This is a genomic window from Streptococcus sp. 27098_8_82 (assembly GCF_041431615.1).
Lineage (GTDB): Bacteria > Bacillota > Bacilli > Lactobacillales > Streptococcaceae > Streptococcus > Streptococcus sanguinis_K.
In genome coordinates this window covers 544460-558580 of the sequence record NZ_JAPVYB010000001.1, presented here as the reverse complement: position 1 = coordinate 558580, position 14121 = coordinate 544460, and the positions used below count along the sequence as shown (strand labels likewise).

Here is a 14121-nt window from a genome sequence, read left to right as displayed (position 1 = left end):
CCTTTTAAATTATTATCTTCAAAAAAGTCCATTAGGCATTTATATCTCAAAACCAACCTTCGCATTAGGCTCAGAGCCATAGAAAAACCTTGCCCGAGAGCAAGGTTACACGAAAATGTGGCAGTATCTGCCATTCAAACGTATGTACCTTAGTAGCCTCTCTGGACTTCTTTAAAGGTTATATTTAATTCATTCTATAATTTCACAGCAGTATTGTCAAGTAAAAATGTAACTTTAAAGCAAATTCTCTCGAACTTCTTTACGTAAGCTTTCAAGACTTTCGATGCCGTATTTATCCATAAGCTCAGGCAGATCTTCAATGATGGTCGGACAGGCATAAGGATCCGTGAAATTGGCAGTTCCCACTCCAATAGCTGAAGCGCCCGCTATAAAGATTTCCAGAGCAGCCTCCGCCGAATCAACTCCCCCCATACCAATAATGGGAAGTTTGCTTGTCTGCGCCACTTGACGGATCAGCTTGAGCGCTACCGGAAAGACAGCCGGGCCTGACATACCGCCTGTGCCATTAGCAATAATAGGCTTGCACGTCGTCAAGTCAAATCGCATACCTACCAAGGTGTTAATCATGGTAAAACCAGCAGCACCAGCGTCTTCAACAGCCTTAGCTACCTGAGTGATATCAGCCACACTCGGAGTTAATTTGACATAGACAGGTACTGCAGAAGCATCTACTGCTGCCTTGGTTGCTTCGTAGGCTAATTCTGGAACTTGGCCAATCAAAAGGCCAGCATTTCCATGGTCAACATTAGGGCAGGAGATATTGAGCTCAATAGCCTTGACATTGGGGGCTTGGGAAATTTTCCCAGCCACTGTGGCATATTCTTGATTGGAAAATCCCGCTACATTAGCGATGATTGGAAGGTCGGGATAATGTTTTTCCAACCAGGGCAGTTTTTCAGCTAGAACAACCTCAACACCTGGATTTTGCAAACCAATAGCATTAAGCATACCAGCTGGCGTTTCTGCCACCCGCGGTGTAGGATTACCAAAGCGGGGCTCCAAAGTCGTGGCCTTTATCATGATAGAACCCAGCAAGCCCAAGTCATAATACTTGGCATATTCTTGACCGAAGCCAAAGCAGCCAGAGGCTGGAATAATAGGATTTTTCAGGTCCAAGCCTGGCAAGGAAACTCTTAAACGTTGATCACTCATTCTTACCCCTCCTAAACAATAATCGTGCCCGTCTCAAAGACCGGACCGTCTTCACAAACACGCTTATTGACCGACTCATCCTGACCAGCCACATGAACGACGCAGGCATAGCAGGCACCCATACCACAAGCCATACGAGACTCCATGGAGAGATAAGCATGCGGATGGTCCTGAAACTTTTTGTCCACATACTGGAGCATGGCTGGCGCTCCACAGGAATAGACAGCCGCATAGTCTTGGGACAACTCATCCACAACGGCTGATACATAGCCTTGGCGGCCATAAGAGCCGTTATCCGTCGTGACAATGACCTCGGCGTATTTTTTCATTTCTTCCTCTAAAATAACAGCGGATTTATCAGCGAATCCTAGTACAGCTGTCACTTGAACTCCCTTGGCATGCAATTCTTTAGCAACCTCAAGCAGGGGAGGGACACCAATCCCACCACCGATAATCAAAGCGTGGTCACCTGTCCTTACAGGACTCAAATCAAAGCCATTGCCCTGGGGCCCCATAACATCAAGAAAAGACCCAACTGGAAGTTGAGAAAAAATAGCTGTCCCGCCGCCTTCTATCCGATAAATGATGCGACAAGTCAGATTGCCTCGATCAATCTCTGCGATTGAGATAGGCCGGCGCAAAAGCTTGCTGTCATCTGGTACCCGAATATGTAAAAACTGCCCAGCCTGCATCTGGCTGACCATTTGCCCCTTTAGGAGCATAGAAAAAATATTAGGCGCAATTTCTACTTGCTCCAATAGCTCCATCTGCTCCAGCATAATCTTTCCAAATCTCTTTTTGCAACTGTCACTAACCATGACAACCTCACTTTCTAAAAGAAAAAACCTCGCCGCAGCAAGGTTTCGCAAAAAACAAGGCAGCCAACTGCCTCTTATACCGTTTTTCTCACCTTGCAGCCTCACTGGACTTGATTAAAGGTTAAATTGTAAACATTATATCGTTAGCGATGAGGAATGTCAAGGCATAAAAATATCAGAATTTTCATGTCACTAATGAATCGAAGCATTACCAGCTCTTGTCAAATTCACTTCTTACATCTGCAAGACAAAAGCTGCCATCCTCCTGCCTCTTGAAAATCAAAGACACCCTATCCGATTTTCGTTCAGCAGGTGGACGATGAATATTAAAATAATTCACCTGCAACGATAACGGGCTATAATCTGTATCGCTTCCAGAAAAATTAATATCTGAAGGCAGTCCAAATCGCCCAACAACTTCTTGATATGTCATTCCACCTTTTCCATATTGACTATCACCTACTGTCAATGTATCCGTATCTTCTGGCTTCCACTTAAAAACAAACTCATTTTTGGTAGCTGGTAGGTTATGAATGTCATCCAAGTAAACTGCCGTTTTGGTTATTAAATAGTACTTTTTTCCATTGGAATCGGGGTCATAAAAACCCAAACTGATTTCCTGAGGATGTCCTGATGAGCCATATCTAGGAACATCTACAATTCTTGTCTTATAAGTTAGTGTCAATCCATTTTCGGTAAAACTCACATTTGAACCCTTACCGTATTTCATAATAACCTCTTCCAAAGTCGGATTATTTTTCCACTCCCCAACCTTTCCTATTTTGAGTTCTACAAAATTGTCTAACGTCCAATTAAAAGAAAACTTTTTTTCATCTTCCTCAACAATTTTCTTTTTCAGTTCCTTTTGATCTTGATTTATTTCTGACTCATCATCTTGTTGAGTAGTAGAGCTTTCTCTACTAACCGACGATACTGTCTTGTTATATTTGTACTTAAGGTTGGCTCTAGGAATCTTTTGAGAATAATAATAGAAGCCAAAGAACAAAGCAAATGACAAGGTCAAACAAAGAAGAATAAAGGCCGAATTAATCCTTTTTTCTCCTCCTGTATGGCCATCATGCTAAGTTCTTCTCTTTTTATCTTTTGTTGTTTATAAAGTTCTTTTTTTATGGCTCTAAATGAATTAGCATCATGTTTTTTCTTGCTACTCCTTCTCAAGATTATCTCCTCTGTCTTTTTTATTTTAGTTTACTGGTTTTGTTTAGAAACCAAACGCCATGTTCCATCTTCTTGCTTATAGAATTCTAGATTGACAGACTTCAATTGTTCCGGATTTGTCAAAGAATGAGGATTATGATAAGTAACTCGCATTTGAAGTTGATTGTCCTCTCCCAAAATCGTCTGATACAGCGGCAAACCAACATTTGAAACAATCTCATCATACACCGTACCTTTGTCAGTACCTTCTCTAGCACCAATAACAAGACTATCTATATATTCTTGTGTCCATAAAAAGTTTCTATTAGGATTTTGATCCACCTTAATTTCATCACTTGCAAGGTTAGAATGGTACTTGGAAATGAGCTTATAGACACCATCAAATTCAGCAAAGGTTAAAGAAACATAACCAAGAGCACCATCCTTCTCTTTCCAAAAAAGACGAATATGCTTTTGAATTTCATTATTTGATGAAAAATCAATCCACGAACCAGCTTCAACAGGTCTTCCAAATTCTCTTAAAACATCTTCCAAGGCCGCTCCGCCTTTAGCTTTGTCCATGGGTAGAGAAACTGCCTTGTCAACCGTCCAAAGAAAGGAACCACTTTTTTCTGGAGGAACTGTAAGACTTTCAGCGAATTTTTTTACTTCAGTCTCCTTATCCTCTAATTCTTTTGATGGTGAAATAATCTTACTTGACTGGCTCACTGGTTGCTTAGATTTAGCTTTTTCCGGTATGGAAAGCATTAAAAATACTGCTCCAACGATAGAAAAGCCAATAATGGCTAATAGAACGAATGGTAAGAACTTAGACTTAGAAGTCTCCTTCTCTAACTCAAAAGCAATATCTTCAAAAGAATCCTCTTTTCTCTTCATAACTACTCCTTTTACAGTCTAAAAATCATCATATCACGAATAACTTGAAATTGCAAAACCTGTTTCATTATAAAAGACTTGATAAAATCTCTCTATAATTCCGATAAGAATAAACTTTAAAAATGTCACTATATCCAATAGAATTTCTTTTACCATCTGTCCATTTTAATAAATTCAATTATAAAAACATGCTAGCTTTCATTGATTTATCGGGAAAAAATCCCCAGTTTGTGATAAAATAGTCCTATGAGAATTCAACAGTTACACTATATTATCAAAATCGTCGAGACTGGCAGTATGAACGAAGCTGCAAAGCAGCTTTTCATTACCCAGCCTAGCTTATCCAATGCTGTACGGGATTTGGAAAATGAAATGGGTATCGAGATTTTTATTCGCAATCCCAAAGGAATTACCTTGACCAAGGACGGCATGGAGTTTCTTTCCTATGCCCGGCAGGTAGTTGAGCAGACTCAGCTTCTAGAGGAGCGATACAAAAACCCTGTCGCCCACCGTGAGCTTTTTAGCGTGTCTGCCCAGCACTATGCCTTTGTGGTCAATGCCTTTGTCTCCCTGCTTAAAAAAAGCGATATGGAGAAATACGAGCTCTTTCTGCGGGAAACTCGGACTTGGGAAATTATTGATGACGTAAAAAACTTCCGCAGTGAAATCGGCGTCCTCTTTCTCAATAGCTACAACCGCGATGTCCTATCCAAGATGCTGGATGACAATCACTTGATTGCCACTCATCTCTTCACAGCGCAGCCCCATATCTTTGTCAGCAAGTCCAATCCGCTGGCCAAGAAAAAGCTGGTTCAATTATCTGATTTAGAAAACTTCCCCTACCTCAGCTACGACCAAGGGACTCACAACTCTTTCTACTTTTCTGAGGAAATTCTCTCTCAGGAACACCATAAAAAATCAATCGTCGTCAGTGACCGTGCGACCCTCTTTAACCTTTTGATTGGTCTGGATGGTTATACGATTGCAACCGGTATTCTCAACAGCAACCTCAACGGAGATAATATCGTGTCAATCCCACTGGACATTGATGATCCGATTGAGCTGGTCTACATCCAGCACGAAAAAGCCAGCCTATCCAAAATGGGAGAACGCTTCATTGAGTATCTGATTGAGGAAGTGAAGTTTGATAAATAATAATAGATTAAACCCGTATCGGGATAACCGATGCGGGTTTTTTTACAGTTTAAAGAACCATAATTGATTACAAGCTGGCTTATTTTAACTGATCAAGTAAAAATTCATTTTTCTTATCAAAATAACTAAACCATTCTACATCAAAGGAGTAATTATACTGAAGCATTGCTTGCAAAGCTCTGATTAATTTCAGCATCCTTTTATTATTTACAGTCTGACTATCAATCTCCATCAAACCGTGAGCAAGGTTATTTCGCTCTCCATTGAAACTTTTTACAACCTTGATACTGTCCATCAAATCCTCATCTTCTTTATAAAACTCTAAAATATTATAAAATGACAGCAGATTTAAAACAGAATTGTATTGAAAAATTCTCTCTTCTTTTTCAATACTTCTCTCCTTCTTTAGAATAGAATCAATATAAGTAATAATTTCATCAGAGTCTGAGTGTTCTGGATTTAATCTAGGTAAATTGTCAGTTCTGATAATGAGGTTAGGATGCTCTTTACGAAGAAGCTCTTCTAAAAGAAATTCGGCAAGAGATTTTGATTTTATCAAAACATCAGCAATATGTCCTCGACGATTTAAAATATCAATCATTAAAAAGTAGTTGATCGCTTTAGCCTCTTGAGCACTAAAATCTTGATTTGAAATATCTGCTAGCAGTGATTGTTTTCTAAACACATTAACAAAATTTTCCAGAATAGCACATACTTTCTTTTGCTTTGTTTTAGACAGAATTTTGTTATCTTTTTTCGTCAGAATTGCAAGCGCTGCTGCATAATCATACTGCTTGATAAGTTGTCTCAGGTAGCGTTTCACCAAAGACTGATTAAACTTTTCAGATTTATCTTCTAAGCTACGATTCTCAAAGCTACTACTATTATCTATATTTGTATCAATTAATTCTTCAATGTCAGGCCCGGAAGCTGGATCAAAACGTCGATTAGCTGATTTATCTGGAGTCGCAACTTGCACAGCTCTAGTATTATAATCATAGATTCGATTAGCAGCAAACATCGCAGAAATTATTTGAGGAGTCGCAGAAGAAAGATTTAAGATTAGTTCATCTTCATCATTTTTATAACGCTTAATAATCTGAGTGATTTCTTCATACATCTTATCAAAAATATAGACTTCATCGTTTTTTAAAATAGTCGAATCGACAACAATGATTGGCGAATAGCCTTCAATAGACTGAAGAGCCGTTTCTATCCATTCCTTCTTAGCTAACATCTCCTCGCTATAAATTAAAACAATTTTTTCTGGACGATATATTCGAGTTAGATGCAGCAAAGCTCCATCGTGATTCTTCATAATGGGATCTGTCGTCCCAACTGCAGATATTAAAATTTTCATTTTGCATTCAAACTTTCTAACAATCTATCATTTGTGTTTTCATAGAAATCTAATAAACTTTTATCAAAAGAATAGTAGGTTAAGATTAATTTCTTCAAAGCTTTCAGTGCTCTGCTTAATTTCTTAACATCTTCCGGACTTAAGGAATCCAAAGTATGCGCTATTGCATTTCTAGAGGAAGTCAACTCTCTAATCGGTTTCATTTCCTTCAATATTTCCCACTCTTGATTGTTCTTTAAAATTGTTATATAGTCACCAAAAAGTATATAATTCCTATCAAAATAATTTTCAATATTCCTCAATTCTTGAGGATAATTTTTATTAATATAGTCTTCAGCAATAAATTCTAAAAGCGATCTCATTCGGATAAAACTTTCACCAACATTGCTTCTTTTTTTCTGAATATCAATAATCAGATAAGCATTTAAAACTCGCTTAGTAGTTTCGTCCAGCTTCCGCTTTTTTAGTCTCTGGGGAATATCCTGTCTATCCAGAGCATCCACGAGATTCTTTAATTCTTCTTTAACTTTTCTTAGATTATCATCAGAAATCAAGCTATTCAAAACATCTAAGGCAGCTCTGTAATCATATTTTTCAATCAAATTTTTAGCGGTTCGTTTTAAAAGTGCTTGTCTGAACTTCTCTGATTTATCTTCTATCGTCCTATCCTCAAAATTAGGACTATTATCCTCGTTTGTCTCAATTAATTCATCAATATCTTCTTCATTATCATGTTCTAACCTCTCGTTAGAAGAACCAGTCGGACTAGGAACTTGAACAGCTTTTACATTAATATCATTCAATCTATTAATAATAAATAGAGCAGACTTAATCTGAGGCGTCCCGCTAGATAAATTTAAAATAAATTCATCAGTATTATTAAAGAATGCTGGATTTAGAAACCTCTCAATTTGTTCATACATCTTATCAAAAATAAAAACTTCGGAATTCTTAATGATTGTTGGGTATTGCTCTATTTCAGGACTATAAGATTCTTCAATAGAGTGAAGAGCTGCTACTATCCTATCATGTCGTAGAACAGTTCTTTCTGAATAAATGATAATGATTTTGTCTGGTCTGTATTTCCTAGCTATATGAAGAAGAGCACCATCGCGAAAACCTCGAATAGGATCTGTATCACCCACCGAAGAGATCAAAATTCTCATTTAGAAACCTCCTGAATAATAAAATTCACTTTTCCCATTTCGTAAAACTTATCTGTGTTTCTAACAATAGTTCTAGTATCACCATTGACACAGAACTTTAGATTGGGAGCTTTGGTTAATTTCAATACGCCCTTACGAACCATTTTAGTTTTCATTCTACTATATCGTTTTTGTAGAATTCCGTCAGCCTGCTTAAATACTGTTTTTGTCCAAGCACCACTTCCAGATCCTAAATAAAGAGGATACTGAACATTTTTTTGATAATATTTTTCGTCAAACTCCTCCAAGAAAAAAGCTTTATAGTTATTATAAAATTTAAACGATAAATTACCAAGCTGTTCAATCATCTTCGCCGCTCTATCAGATGTAGTAGTAATAACAAATTCAGCAATCGTAAGAGGGGGAAGAGATTCTCGATATAAAGGAATTGGTTTAGCATTTTTTGTGATAGCAGAATAATCCCATTTCTGTGCTAGTATCAAATCTTGACTTTGAAATTCTCTGTTCTTGATTTTCAACGAGAGACTGTCACTAATCCTGATTTCATTAAAGATGTCATCAAAATTTTCATTCTTCTTTGCTCCCCAAGGAACTACTCTTTTATTTTCTCGTTTTTTTTCTGAAACAAAATTTGTCTTTTCCCACTGAGGATGCGTATTGAGCAAAACAGTTCGAATAGCGCCTTTTAACGAACTACCTGGAATATAAGGCTTTCCAAATCCATCTCGGATGTATTTAGAAACTTCATTTATAGTTCCCTTGGTAGATTTATCTTTTTCAAAACCTGTCTCTTGGATTTTATAACCACCGAAATTTCGCTCCCTGATTCTATTTCCCTCTACAAATGAAATTAATCGATTATTTCTAGATGCTTTACCATGCTCCATCAGAAAAGACTCAAACTTATCTGATAACCCTTTCTCAACCATAGATGAGTAAAACTTTCCCATATCAGGAAAATAGTAAGCTCCATTTTCATAAATAAACTCGCGACTAGTATACTTCTCTCCGCTTCCAATATGTAATGGCGCCATAGTACGAAGAGTCAGCTTAAATGTTCTGTATTCATGTTTCATACTAGACCTCCAATTTATAAAAAAGCGGTTTGGCAAAATTCCAGACCGGATGGGAGAAATTGACCGGCCTTATATCAGCAATCTGCCCTCGAAATGATTTTGAAAAAGTTGAGCCAGCTTTAAATTTATAGAAATCTTGCTTCCTAAAATTACTTTGATAGCTGTTGCTAAAGGCAAAGCCACTTGATTTAGCCAACAAGTACTGTCCATTGCAAATAGCTTCTTCTAAATCATCATCATTTGGCAGTGCTGTTGTTAGTGTCATAACATTTGATACAGCTTCAAAAGCTAAGTGTTTAGACAGTTTCTCTGGTACATCCTTTATTTCAAGATCAAACCTTCCATAGCCAGAACTTCTTTTCCCGCCCAGTCCAGAAAATTGCAGTGCAGTCATAAGTTCATCAAAAAGCTGACTTTGTTTAGCAATAAGGTATAGAGAAACATTCTCTTGATAAGTAATTGTTCTAACCTGAAATAAATGTCCATCCATAAAAGGCTGATTTTTGGTAACGATATTCAGTTTTCCAAATTCCTTGTTATCTAATACTTTTCCATTCAAAAAAGCTTCAAAATCATCTAAACGGATGTAACTTAATTTTTTTGTTTTTTTCGCTTGTTTTCTCTGCTCAACAAGGTCATTCATTTGGGGTAATTTATCCATTTTAGGATAGCCGATTGGTTTTGGTAAAAATGGCATATCAACAAAAGGAAATGCATCTGATAGCACAAAATCATCCTGTCGGACTAAAGATAGAAAATCCTCTTCTTTGCCCATCTTAATAGCTTCAATAAACAGCGCAGAAAATAAACGATCAGCTGTAAAAGTAAAAGCAGTACTATCTAATTTACCAGTACCGAAATGAGCAGTCTGAAAGCTCAAGAGATACATTTTATAGGCCATGTTAGACCTCCGTTTTCAATAACTCATTCAAGTTGCTAGTATCATAAGTTCCGAAGACTGTCTCAAGTTGCAAATCTTCGAAAGAAACTTTTCCATACCCACGGCTTCCAGAACCTCCAAGATAGTCCAACTCTAAAAGTTTTAGTCCATCAATAATAACTTTTAAATCTTCTTCTGCCTGTTCGGCTGACTCATCTGTAATTTCATAAATCAGTTCAAAATTAAAGACACTTTCTCGAATAGCTCTTTCAATTTGACGCGGGTTTGCCTCAGCTGTAATGCGGTCAATAGTATTCTCAAACTTAACCTCAGTATATCCTCTAGCACCCTTTTTATCTAATTCGTCAGCATTTATCAAAAATGCGTCTCGAAAAATTAATCTGCCAATTTTAAATTCTTTTTTGCTATGATTACCAAAGAGTCGACTTAGAACTTCTCCATCATCTTTAGGTGAAGAAGCGAGTTTCTCATTGTAAACCTTAGCTAACAGACTTCTCATTTTTCCTTTAATGCTAGATCCAGGGATAATTGGATAATTAGTAATCGGGTCTTTAATGACAGGAGAATCAGTTGCACCAATAGCTGCAAAAGCATTGCTAGCGCCGATATGTAAACCAGTCTCTAAGTGAATATTAGCTGAAATTTTTACTTTTGCGTATGTCATTAATCTTTACCTCCATAAAACTTGAAATAAGCAACTAAGGCCTCCATATAGCGACAAAAACGTTGCAAGGTCTCCTTATTTTTCATTTGCTGTACCTCTTGTAAAGCTCTTAGAATATCAGCTTCTTCTACTAAATTTTTGACTGAAAACTCTCTTCCAGCCTGATAAACAAACTGCACTCTTAAATAAGCTACCTTATCTTTTAAGCGAGAATAGTCTTTACTGTTGCTCTCATCATAAAGGTTACTTGTTAAGTTCAAGAGATTGCGAATCTTGCTTGTGGTCAGAAGAAAAGCATCAGGATTTCTCTTATCTCTCTCATTACGCTTTAAATTCTTAATAGCCTCTTCTGCCTTATCAACATAATTTTCATCCGTTAAAATTACCATTTCCTAATCCTTTCTAGTTTCATAAAGATAGAGTAAGAGAGCTGCCTCAGCCTCTTTTCGTTCTTTTGCTCCAGCATTGTACCAGCTGAAAAAGAGATTTTTAAACTCTCTAAAAGCTTCTTTGTCTTTGGAACTGTTCTCAAGACGTGCTAAATAATAAGCCAAACGAGCTACATTGATTTTCGTATAGTCTCTCAAAAGTTCAATCAAACGGTAAATAAATACCTTTCCTCGCTCATCTTGACTCTTAAAGAAGGAGCGAATGTTAATCAGCTTACCTTGATAGATTTCAGTGATAAAATCATCAAATTTAAATGTGAATTTCTCCTCAAATAAACTAAGACTATCTTTGTCATTTTCTTTTGCAGCCTCTTCCAAGTCTCCAGTATAAGACGCCATAAGACTGATAGGGGTTTTATCAGCAAACAAGCCAATACCAGCAGAAAGTGTCAACTTCCCATCAGACCATTTTAAGAAGGCTTGCCTCAATTCCACTGTAAAATCAATCACATCTTTCCAAGCACCAATAGCAAAGACATCATCCCCACCAGCATAGATAATCGTCATCTTTTTCCCATCCGCAAACTGCTGAATATAGAACTTAAAAAACAGACTCATATTACGAGAGAAAATCGCTGATCTTGAAAAACTACTGTAGATTCCATCTTTTTGATGAGAAAAACCTGCCATAAAGGCTGCACCTAAATTATCCACATCCAAACGAACAACAGCCAAACGACGAATTCCCAAACCAGTATCTTTGTCCTGAGCCATATCAGCATACTCATGAATCTCTGCATAGCGATAGTCACCCGCAAAAATATGAGTTCCTGACTGATCAAGTGACCACTTATTCTTGACATAGAAGCGGTCTGTTTGCAAGGCTTGATCACCTTCAGCTGTTACCAGTACAGCATCGGGACCGATTGGCAAACCAGCTGCTCCACCTCTGCAAACTCGGAAGGTATCATCTGAAATCCTTTTTGAGAATTTTCTCAGTTCATCACAAATATGGCAGAGAGAATGCTCTTCATCCTCATAAACTTGTTTTCTAAGCTTCTCTACAGAATGGCAGATTTCACACTCTCTTTCAGAATTATTTCCACCTTTGTTTAAGAATTTTAAGGTCTCTGCATCATATCGTGAAAGCTTCTTATCAGAAATCATCCGGCTAGTCTTTTGATAGATAGCTCGATATGCAGCAAGCGAATCTATTGATGTAGACTGGACTTGTCTAGTAATCTCCCCTGCCGCAAATGCTGTCCATCCAAAAGCGACATAGAGTCCTGTCTGGAAGTTCTCTAGTAAGAACTGATTAAAAGAAGCTTCAAACTCCTTTAAAAGAGCGGTTGTTTTCTCCGTATTTGCCAAGATGAAGTAAGCATGACCTCCTCCGACGTAGAGTAGATTTGTTCTTGAAAGCTCTAGTTTTTCCAGCAAGCTATCAACGATATGTTCACTCATCAAATCAAGGTACAAACTTCGGGCTTTCAGCTGTTTAGCTGCTCCGCCACTTGAGATATTATAGATAAAATCCTGAATACCGGATACATCAAAACTCGCAAGTAGAAAGACCTTTTCTTGGCTAAAGGCATCCAGCCAGTCATCTCCATGCTCCTCTAGATAATCCCAGATAGCAGCTGCAAATCCTGCCGTTAAGAGACTATGCTGAGATACATTAATATCTGCAAAATCTTCCAGACCTGGACTTACAGGTACAAATGAACAGAGAGCTTCCAGTACGTGAAGGAGATCCGGTATACTTTCTACGCTGAAAGAATGCTCTTTCAGAATAGCTGCCAATTTATCAAGAATCCTCTTATAGTCCTGCTGAGTAATTGGAAGACCTCCTAAATCAGCTGACTCTGGTAGCCTTTGTTCATCCTCTAACAAAGTCAAAGGCTTATAAAGGTAACTCCTTTTCTCTTTGAAAACATTAAAAATATCAGCAAGTGGCTTAAAATGATCCGATAAAACTTCAGGAGCATCTAGATCTAAGCCACTAGCCATTTGATTGGCTAAGAGAATGATTTTTTCACTGCGTTCTTTCTGTTGACTGTCTATGTCCGACCAGTGCGGAGCGTTTTGCTCAAGCCAGTTCTTAACCAGTTCCTCACTATAGTCTTCCTTGTTTTCAGCTCTTGCTATAAGGCTGCCAAAGTTATAAAACAAGGCCTGGTAAATCAAATCAAGTTTTTCTTTCTTCAATTCTCATCCCTCCCATTCCTAAGCTGCATTTAGCTCCGACTCCAGAATATTCCCCGAATCTCAGAAGCATCTGGGCATAGGCCTTTAAGGTAGATGCTCCCTGGATCCGAATAGTTACCCTGCCCTCAAAGGCGGGGTATTTTCGTCCATGAATCGGGAAATAATGACTCTTCAGACGATAACTAGTGATTTGGCTATGCTCTGCTAAAAACTCCAGCGTTTCCTCCTCTATCTCTGCTTTGCCTTCTACCAGCCGGCTGTACTTCTGCATGAGGCTCTGAAAGATTAGACGTGTATCTGGAAAAAGGACAAACTGTCCCTGACGTTTAAAGGTCGTCGGAGTATAGAAGTTCAGGCTTATCAAGTGCGAAGCCTCATCTCCCTGAAAAATCTCCAGCAAGGACTGGGAAGAAAGGGACTGGATCTCGATATTCTTCACCAGAATCTCCTCAGAATAAGTCTCTAATTTTATCGTTTCAAGACTCAATAGCTGGGGCAATATCTGCTGCTCCGCTTCTTCCGAAAGTAAGTTTACCGTCCAAATAGACTCCTCCCGCTCCGAACGAAGATTCATCGAATAGGGATTGGTCTCTTGCTGATGGAGGAAGGAGGCAAAGTCATCCGACAGCTTCTCCATGAGAAAGCCCTGCAGTTTACAGACTAAGTCATCATCCTTCAAAGATGCCTTTGAAAGATGCAATCGTATTTTCTTCACATTTCCATTCCTTTCTATAATAAGAAAAAGCGCCTAAAAACGGTGAAAGTATTTTTCACCGAATCTAGGGCGCCCTTTTTTATTTATTATCAGTACTGTTTTTACGATTGTTATTATATCAAATTTTGAAAGCGTCGTCAAGGTTTTTTGTAATTTTTTTATAGTTTAATCTGATTTGAAAAATATCTCTTAGCCTTCCCAGTTTGCAGGCCCCTCTCGAGGTGACTGGGGTTTCTAACTTGATGCAATCAGTAAAAAGGTCACAGCTCGTTTGACTGTTTCCGCCCCCTCCCGAGGTGACTGGGGGGCTTACAAACCAATATCGATATTACAGACCGCTTTGTTATCTTTGTTTCCGTCCCCTTTCGAGGTAACTGGGGGTTTTTACTAAACTAAATTGGAAACTATTATTTTCGAACGCAGAGAGTTTCCGTATCCTCT

Annotated in this window: 12 protein-coding genes and 1 pseudogene; 1 reads left to right on the top strand and 12 read right to left on the bottom strand. The window is 38.1% G+C overall.

Annotated elements, in window-relative coordinates:
* Positions 1–234: 234 nt before the first annotated feature.
* The 4 genes and pseudogenes from O3627_RS02725 to O3627_RS02710 form a co-directional block, all read right to left on the bottom strand.
* Positions 235–1173, bottom strand: coding sequence for a dihydroorotate dehydrogenase (locus O3627_RS02725; RefSeq protein WP_125382290.1), 939 nt, complete (start codon positions 1171–1173; stop codon positions 235–237).
* A gap of 11 nt (positions 1174–1184) precedes the next feature.
* Positions 1185–2096 carry a dihydroorotate dehydrogenase electron transfer subunit gene (locus O3627_RS02720; RefSeq protein WP_185756110.1) on the bottom strand — a complete coding sequence of 304 codons (912 nt, stop codon included), beginning with the start codon at positions 2094–2096 and terminating at the stop codon, positions 1185–1187.
* Between the two features lie 103 nt (positions 2097–2199).
* A pseudogene (locus O3627_RS02715) lies at positions 2200–3170 on the bottom strand (hypothetical protein).
* A gap of 30 nt (positions 3171–3200) precedes the next feature.
* A complete protein-coding gene (locus O3627_RS02710; RefSeq protein ID WP_343091761.1) occupies positions 3201–4046 on the bottom strand; it encodes a hypothetical protein in 846 nt (281 codons plus the stop codon).
* A 246-nt stretch (positions 4047–4292) separates the two neighbouring features.
* Between O3627_RS02710 and O3627_RS02705 the strand changes: the two genes are divergently transcribed.
* Entirely contained in the window at positions 4293–5201 is a 909-nt protein-coding gene (locus O3627_RS02705) for a LysR family transcriptional regulator (RefSeq protein WP_002897493.1), read from the top strand.
* A 79-nt stretch (positions 5202–5280) separates the two neighbouring features.
* Here O3627_RS02705 and csm6 read toward each other — a convergent pair whose 3' ends face one another.
* The 8 genes from csm6 to cas6 are packed head-to-tail and all read right to left on the bottom strand — an operon-like array spanning position 5281 to position 13680.
* Complete coding sequence (csm6, locus tag O3627_RS02700) at positions 5281–6561, bottom strand: type III-A CRISPR-associated CARF protein Csm6 (RefSeq protein WP_111675767.1); 1281 nt, start codon at positions 6559–6561, stop codon at positions 5281–5283.
* A complete protein-coding gene (locus O3627_RS02695) occupies positions 6558–7727 on the bottom strand; it encodes a type III-A CRISPR-associated protein Csm6 (protein WP_111675766.1) in 1170 nt (389 codons plus the stop codon). The genes csm6 and O3627_RS02695 overlap by 4 nt, the downstream gene beginning before the upstream one ends.
* Positions 7724–8803, bottom strand: coding sequence for a type III-A CRISPR-associated RAMP protein Csm5 (gene csm5, locus O3627_RS02690; RefSeq protein ID WP_343091762.1), 1080 nt, complete (start codon positions 8801–8803; stop codon positions 7724–7726). Before csm5 ends, O3627_RS02695 begins: the two co-directional genes overlap by 4 nt.
* A gap of 1 nt (position 8804) precedes the next feature.
* Positions 8805–9704: a type III-A CRISPR-associated RAMP protein Csm4 gene (gene csm4, locus O3627_RS02685; protein WP_343091763.1), complete on the bottom strand. Its 900-nt coding sequence runs from the start codon at positions 9702–9704 to the stop codon at positions 8805–8807.
* Between the two features lies 1 nt (position 9705).
* The gene (csm3, locus tag O3627_RS02680; protein ID WP_343091764.1) at positions 9706–10368 is read right to left on the bottom strand and encodes a type III-A CRISPR-associated RAMP protein Csm3; all 663 of its coding nucleotides are present in this window, start codon (positions 10366–10368) and stop codon (positions 9706–9708) included.
* Positions 10368–10757, bottom strand: a complete 390-nt coding sequence (csm2, locus tag O3627_RS02675) for a type III-A CRISPR-associated protein Csm2 (RefSeq protein ID WP_343091765.1) — start codon at positions 10755–10757, stop codon at positions 10368–10370. The genes csm3 and csm2 overlap by 1 nt, the downstream gene beginning before the upstream one ends.
* A gap of 3 nt (positions 10758–10760) precedes the next feature.
* Positions 10761–12965, bottom strand: coding sequence for a type III-A CRISPR-associated protein Cas10/Csm1 (gene cas10 / locus O3627_RS02670; protein ID WP_343091766.1), 2205 nt, complete (start codon positions 12963–12965; stop codon positions 10761–10763).
* Positions 12946–13680, bottom strand: coding sequence for a CRISPR-associated endoribonuclease Cas6 (gene cas6 / locus O3627_RS02665; protein ID WP_002917162.1), 735 nt, complete (start codon positions 13678–13680; stop codon positions 12946–12948). Before cas6 ends, cas10 begins: the two co-directional genes overlap by 20 nt.
* Positions 13681–14121 lie beyond the last annotated feature (441 nt).

Bases quoted from the DNA above. Each gene is read 5' to 3' on its own strand.
- csm6 (WP_111675767.1), bottom strand. From the start codon at position 6,561: ATGAAAATTTTAATATCTGCAGTTGGGACGACAGATCCCATTATGAAG.
- csm5 (WP_343091762.1), bottom strand. From the start codon at position 8,803: ATGAAACATGAATACAGAACATTTAAGCTGACTCTTCGTACTATGGCG.
- csm2 (WP_343091765.1), bottom strand. From the start codon at position 10,757: ATGGTAATTTTAACGGATGAAAATTATGTTGATAAGGCAGAAGAGGCT.
- O3627_RS02710 (WP_343091761.1), bottom strand. From the start codon at position 4,046: ATGAAGAGAAAAGAGGATTCTTTTGAAGATATTGCTTTTGAGTTAGAG.
- O3627_RS02695 (WP_111675766.1), bottom strand. From the start codon at position 7,727: ATGAGAATTTTGATCTCTTCGGTGGGTGATACAGATCCTATTCGAGGT.
- csm3 (WP_343091764.1), bottom strand. From the start codon at position 10,368: ATGACATACGCAAAAGTAAAAATTTCAGCTAATATTCACTTAGAGACT.
- O3627_RS02725 (WP_125382290.1), bottom strand. From the start codon at position 1,173: ATGAGTGATCAACGTTTAAGAGTTTCCTTGCCAGGCTTGGACCTGAAA.
- csm4 (WP_343091763.1), bottom strand. From the start codon at position 9,704: ATGGCCTATAAAATGTATCTCTTGAGCTTTCAGACTGCTCATTTCGGT.
- O3627_RS02705 (WP_002897493.1), top strand. From the start codon at position 4,293: ATGAGAATTCAACAGTTACACTATATTATCAAAATCGTCGAGACTGGC.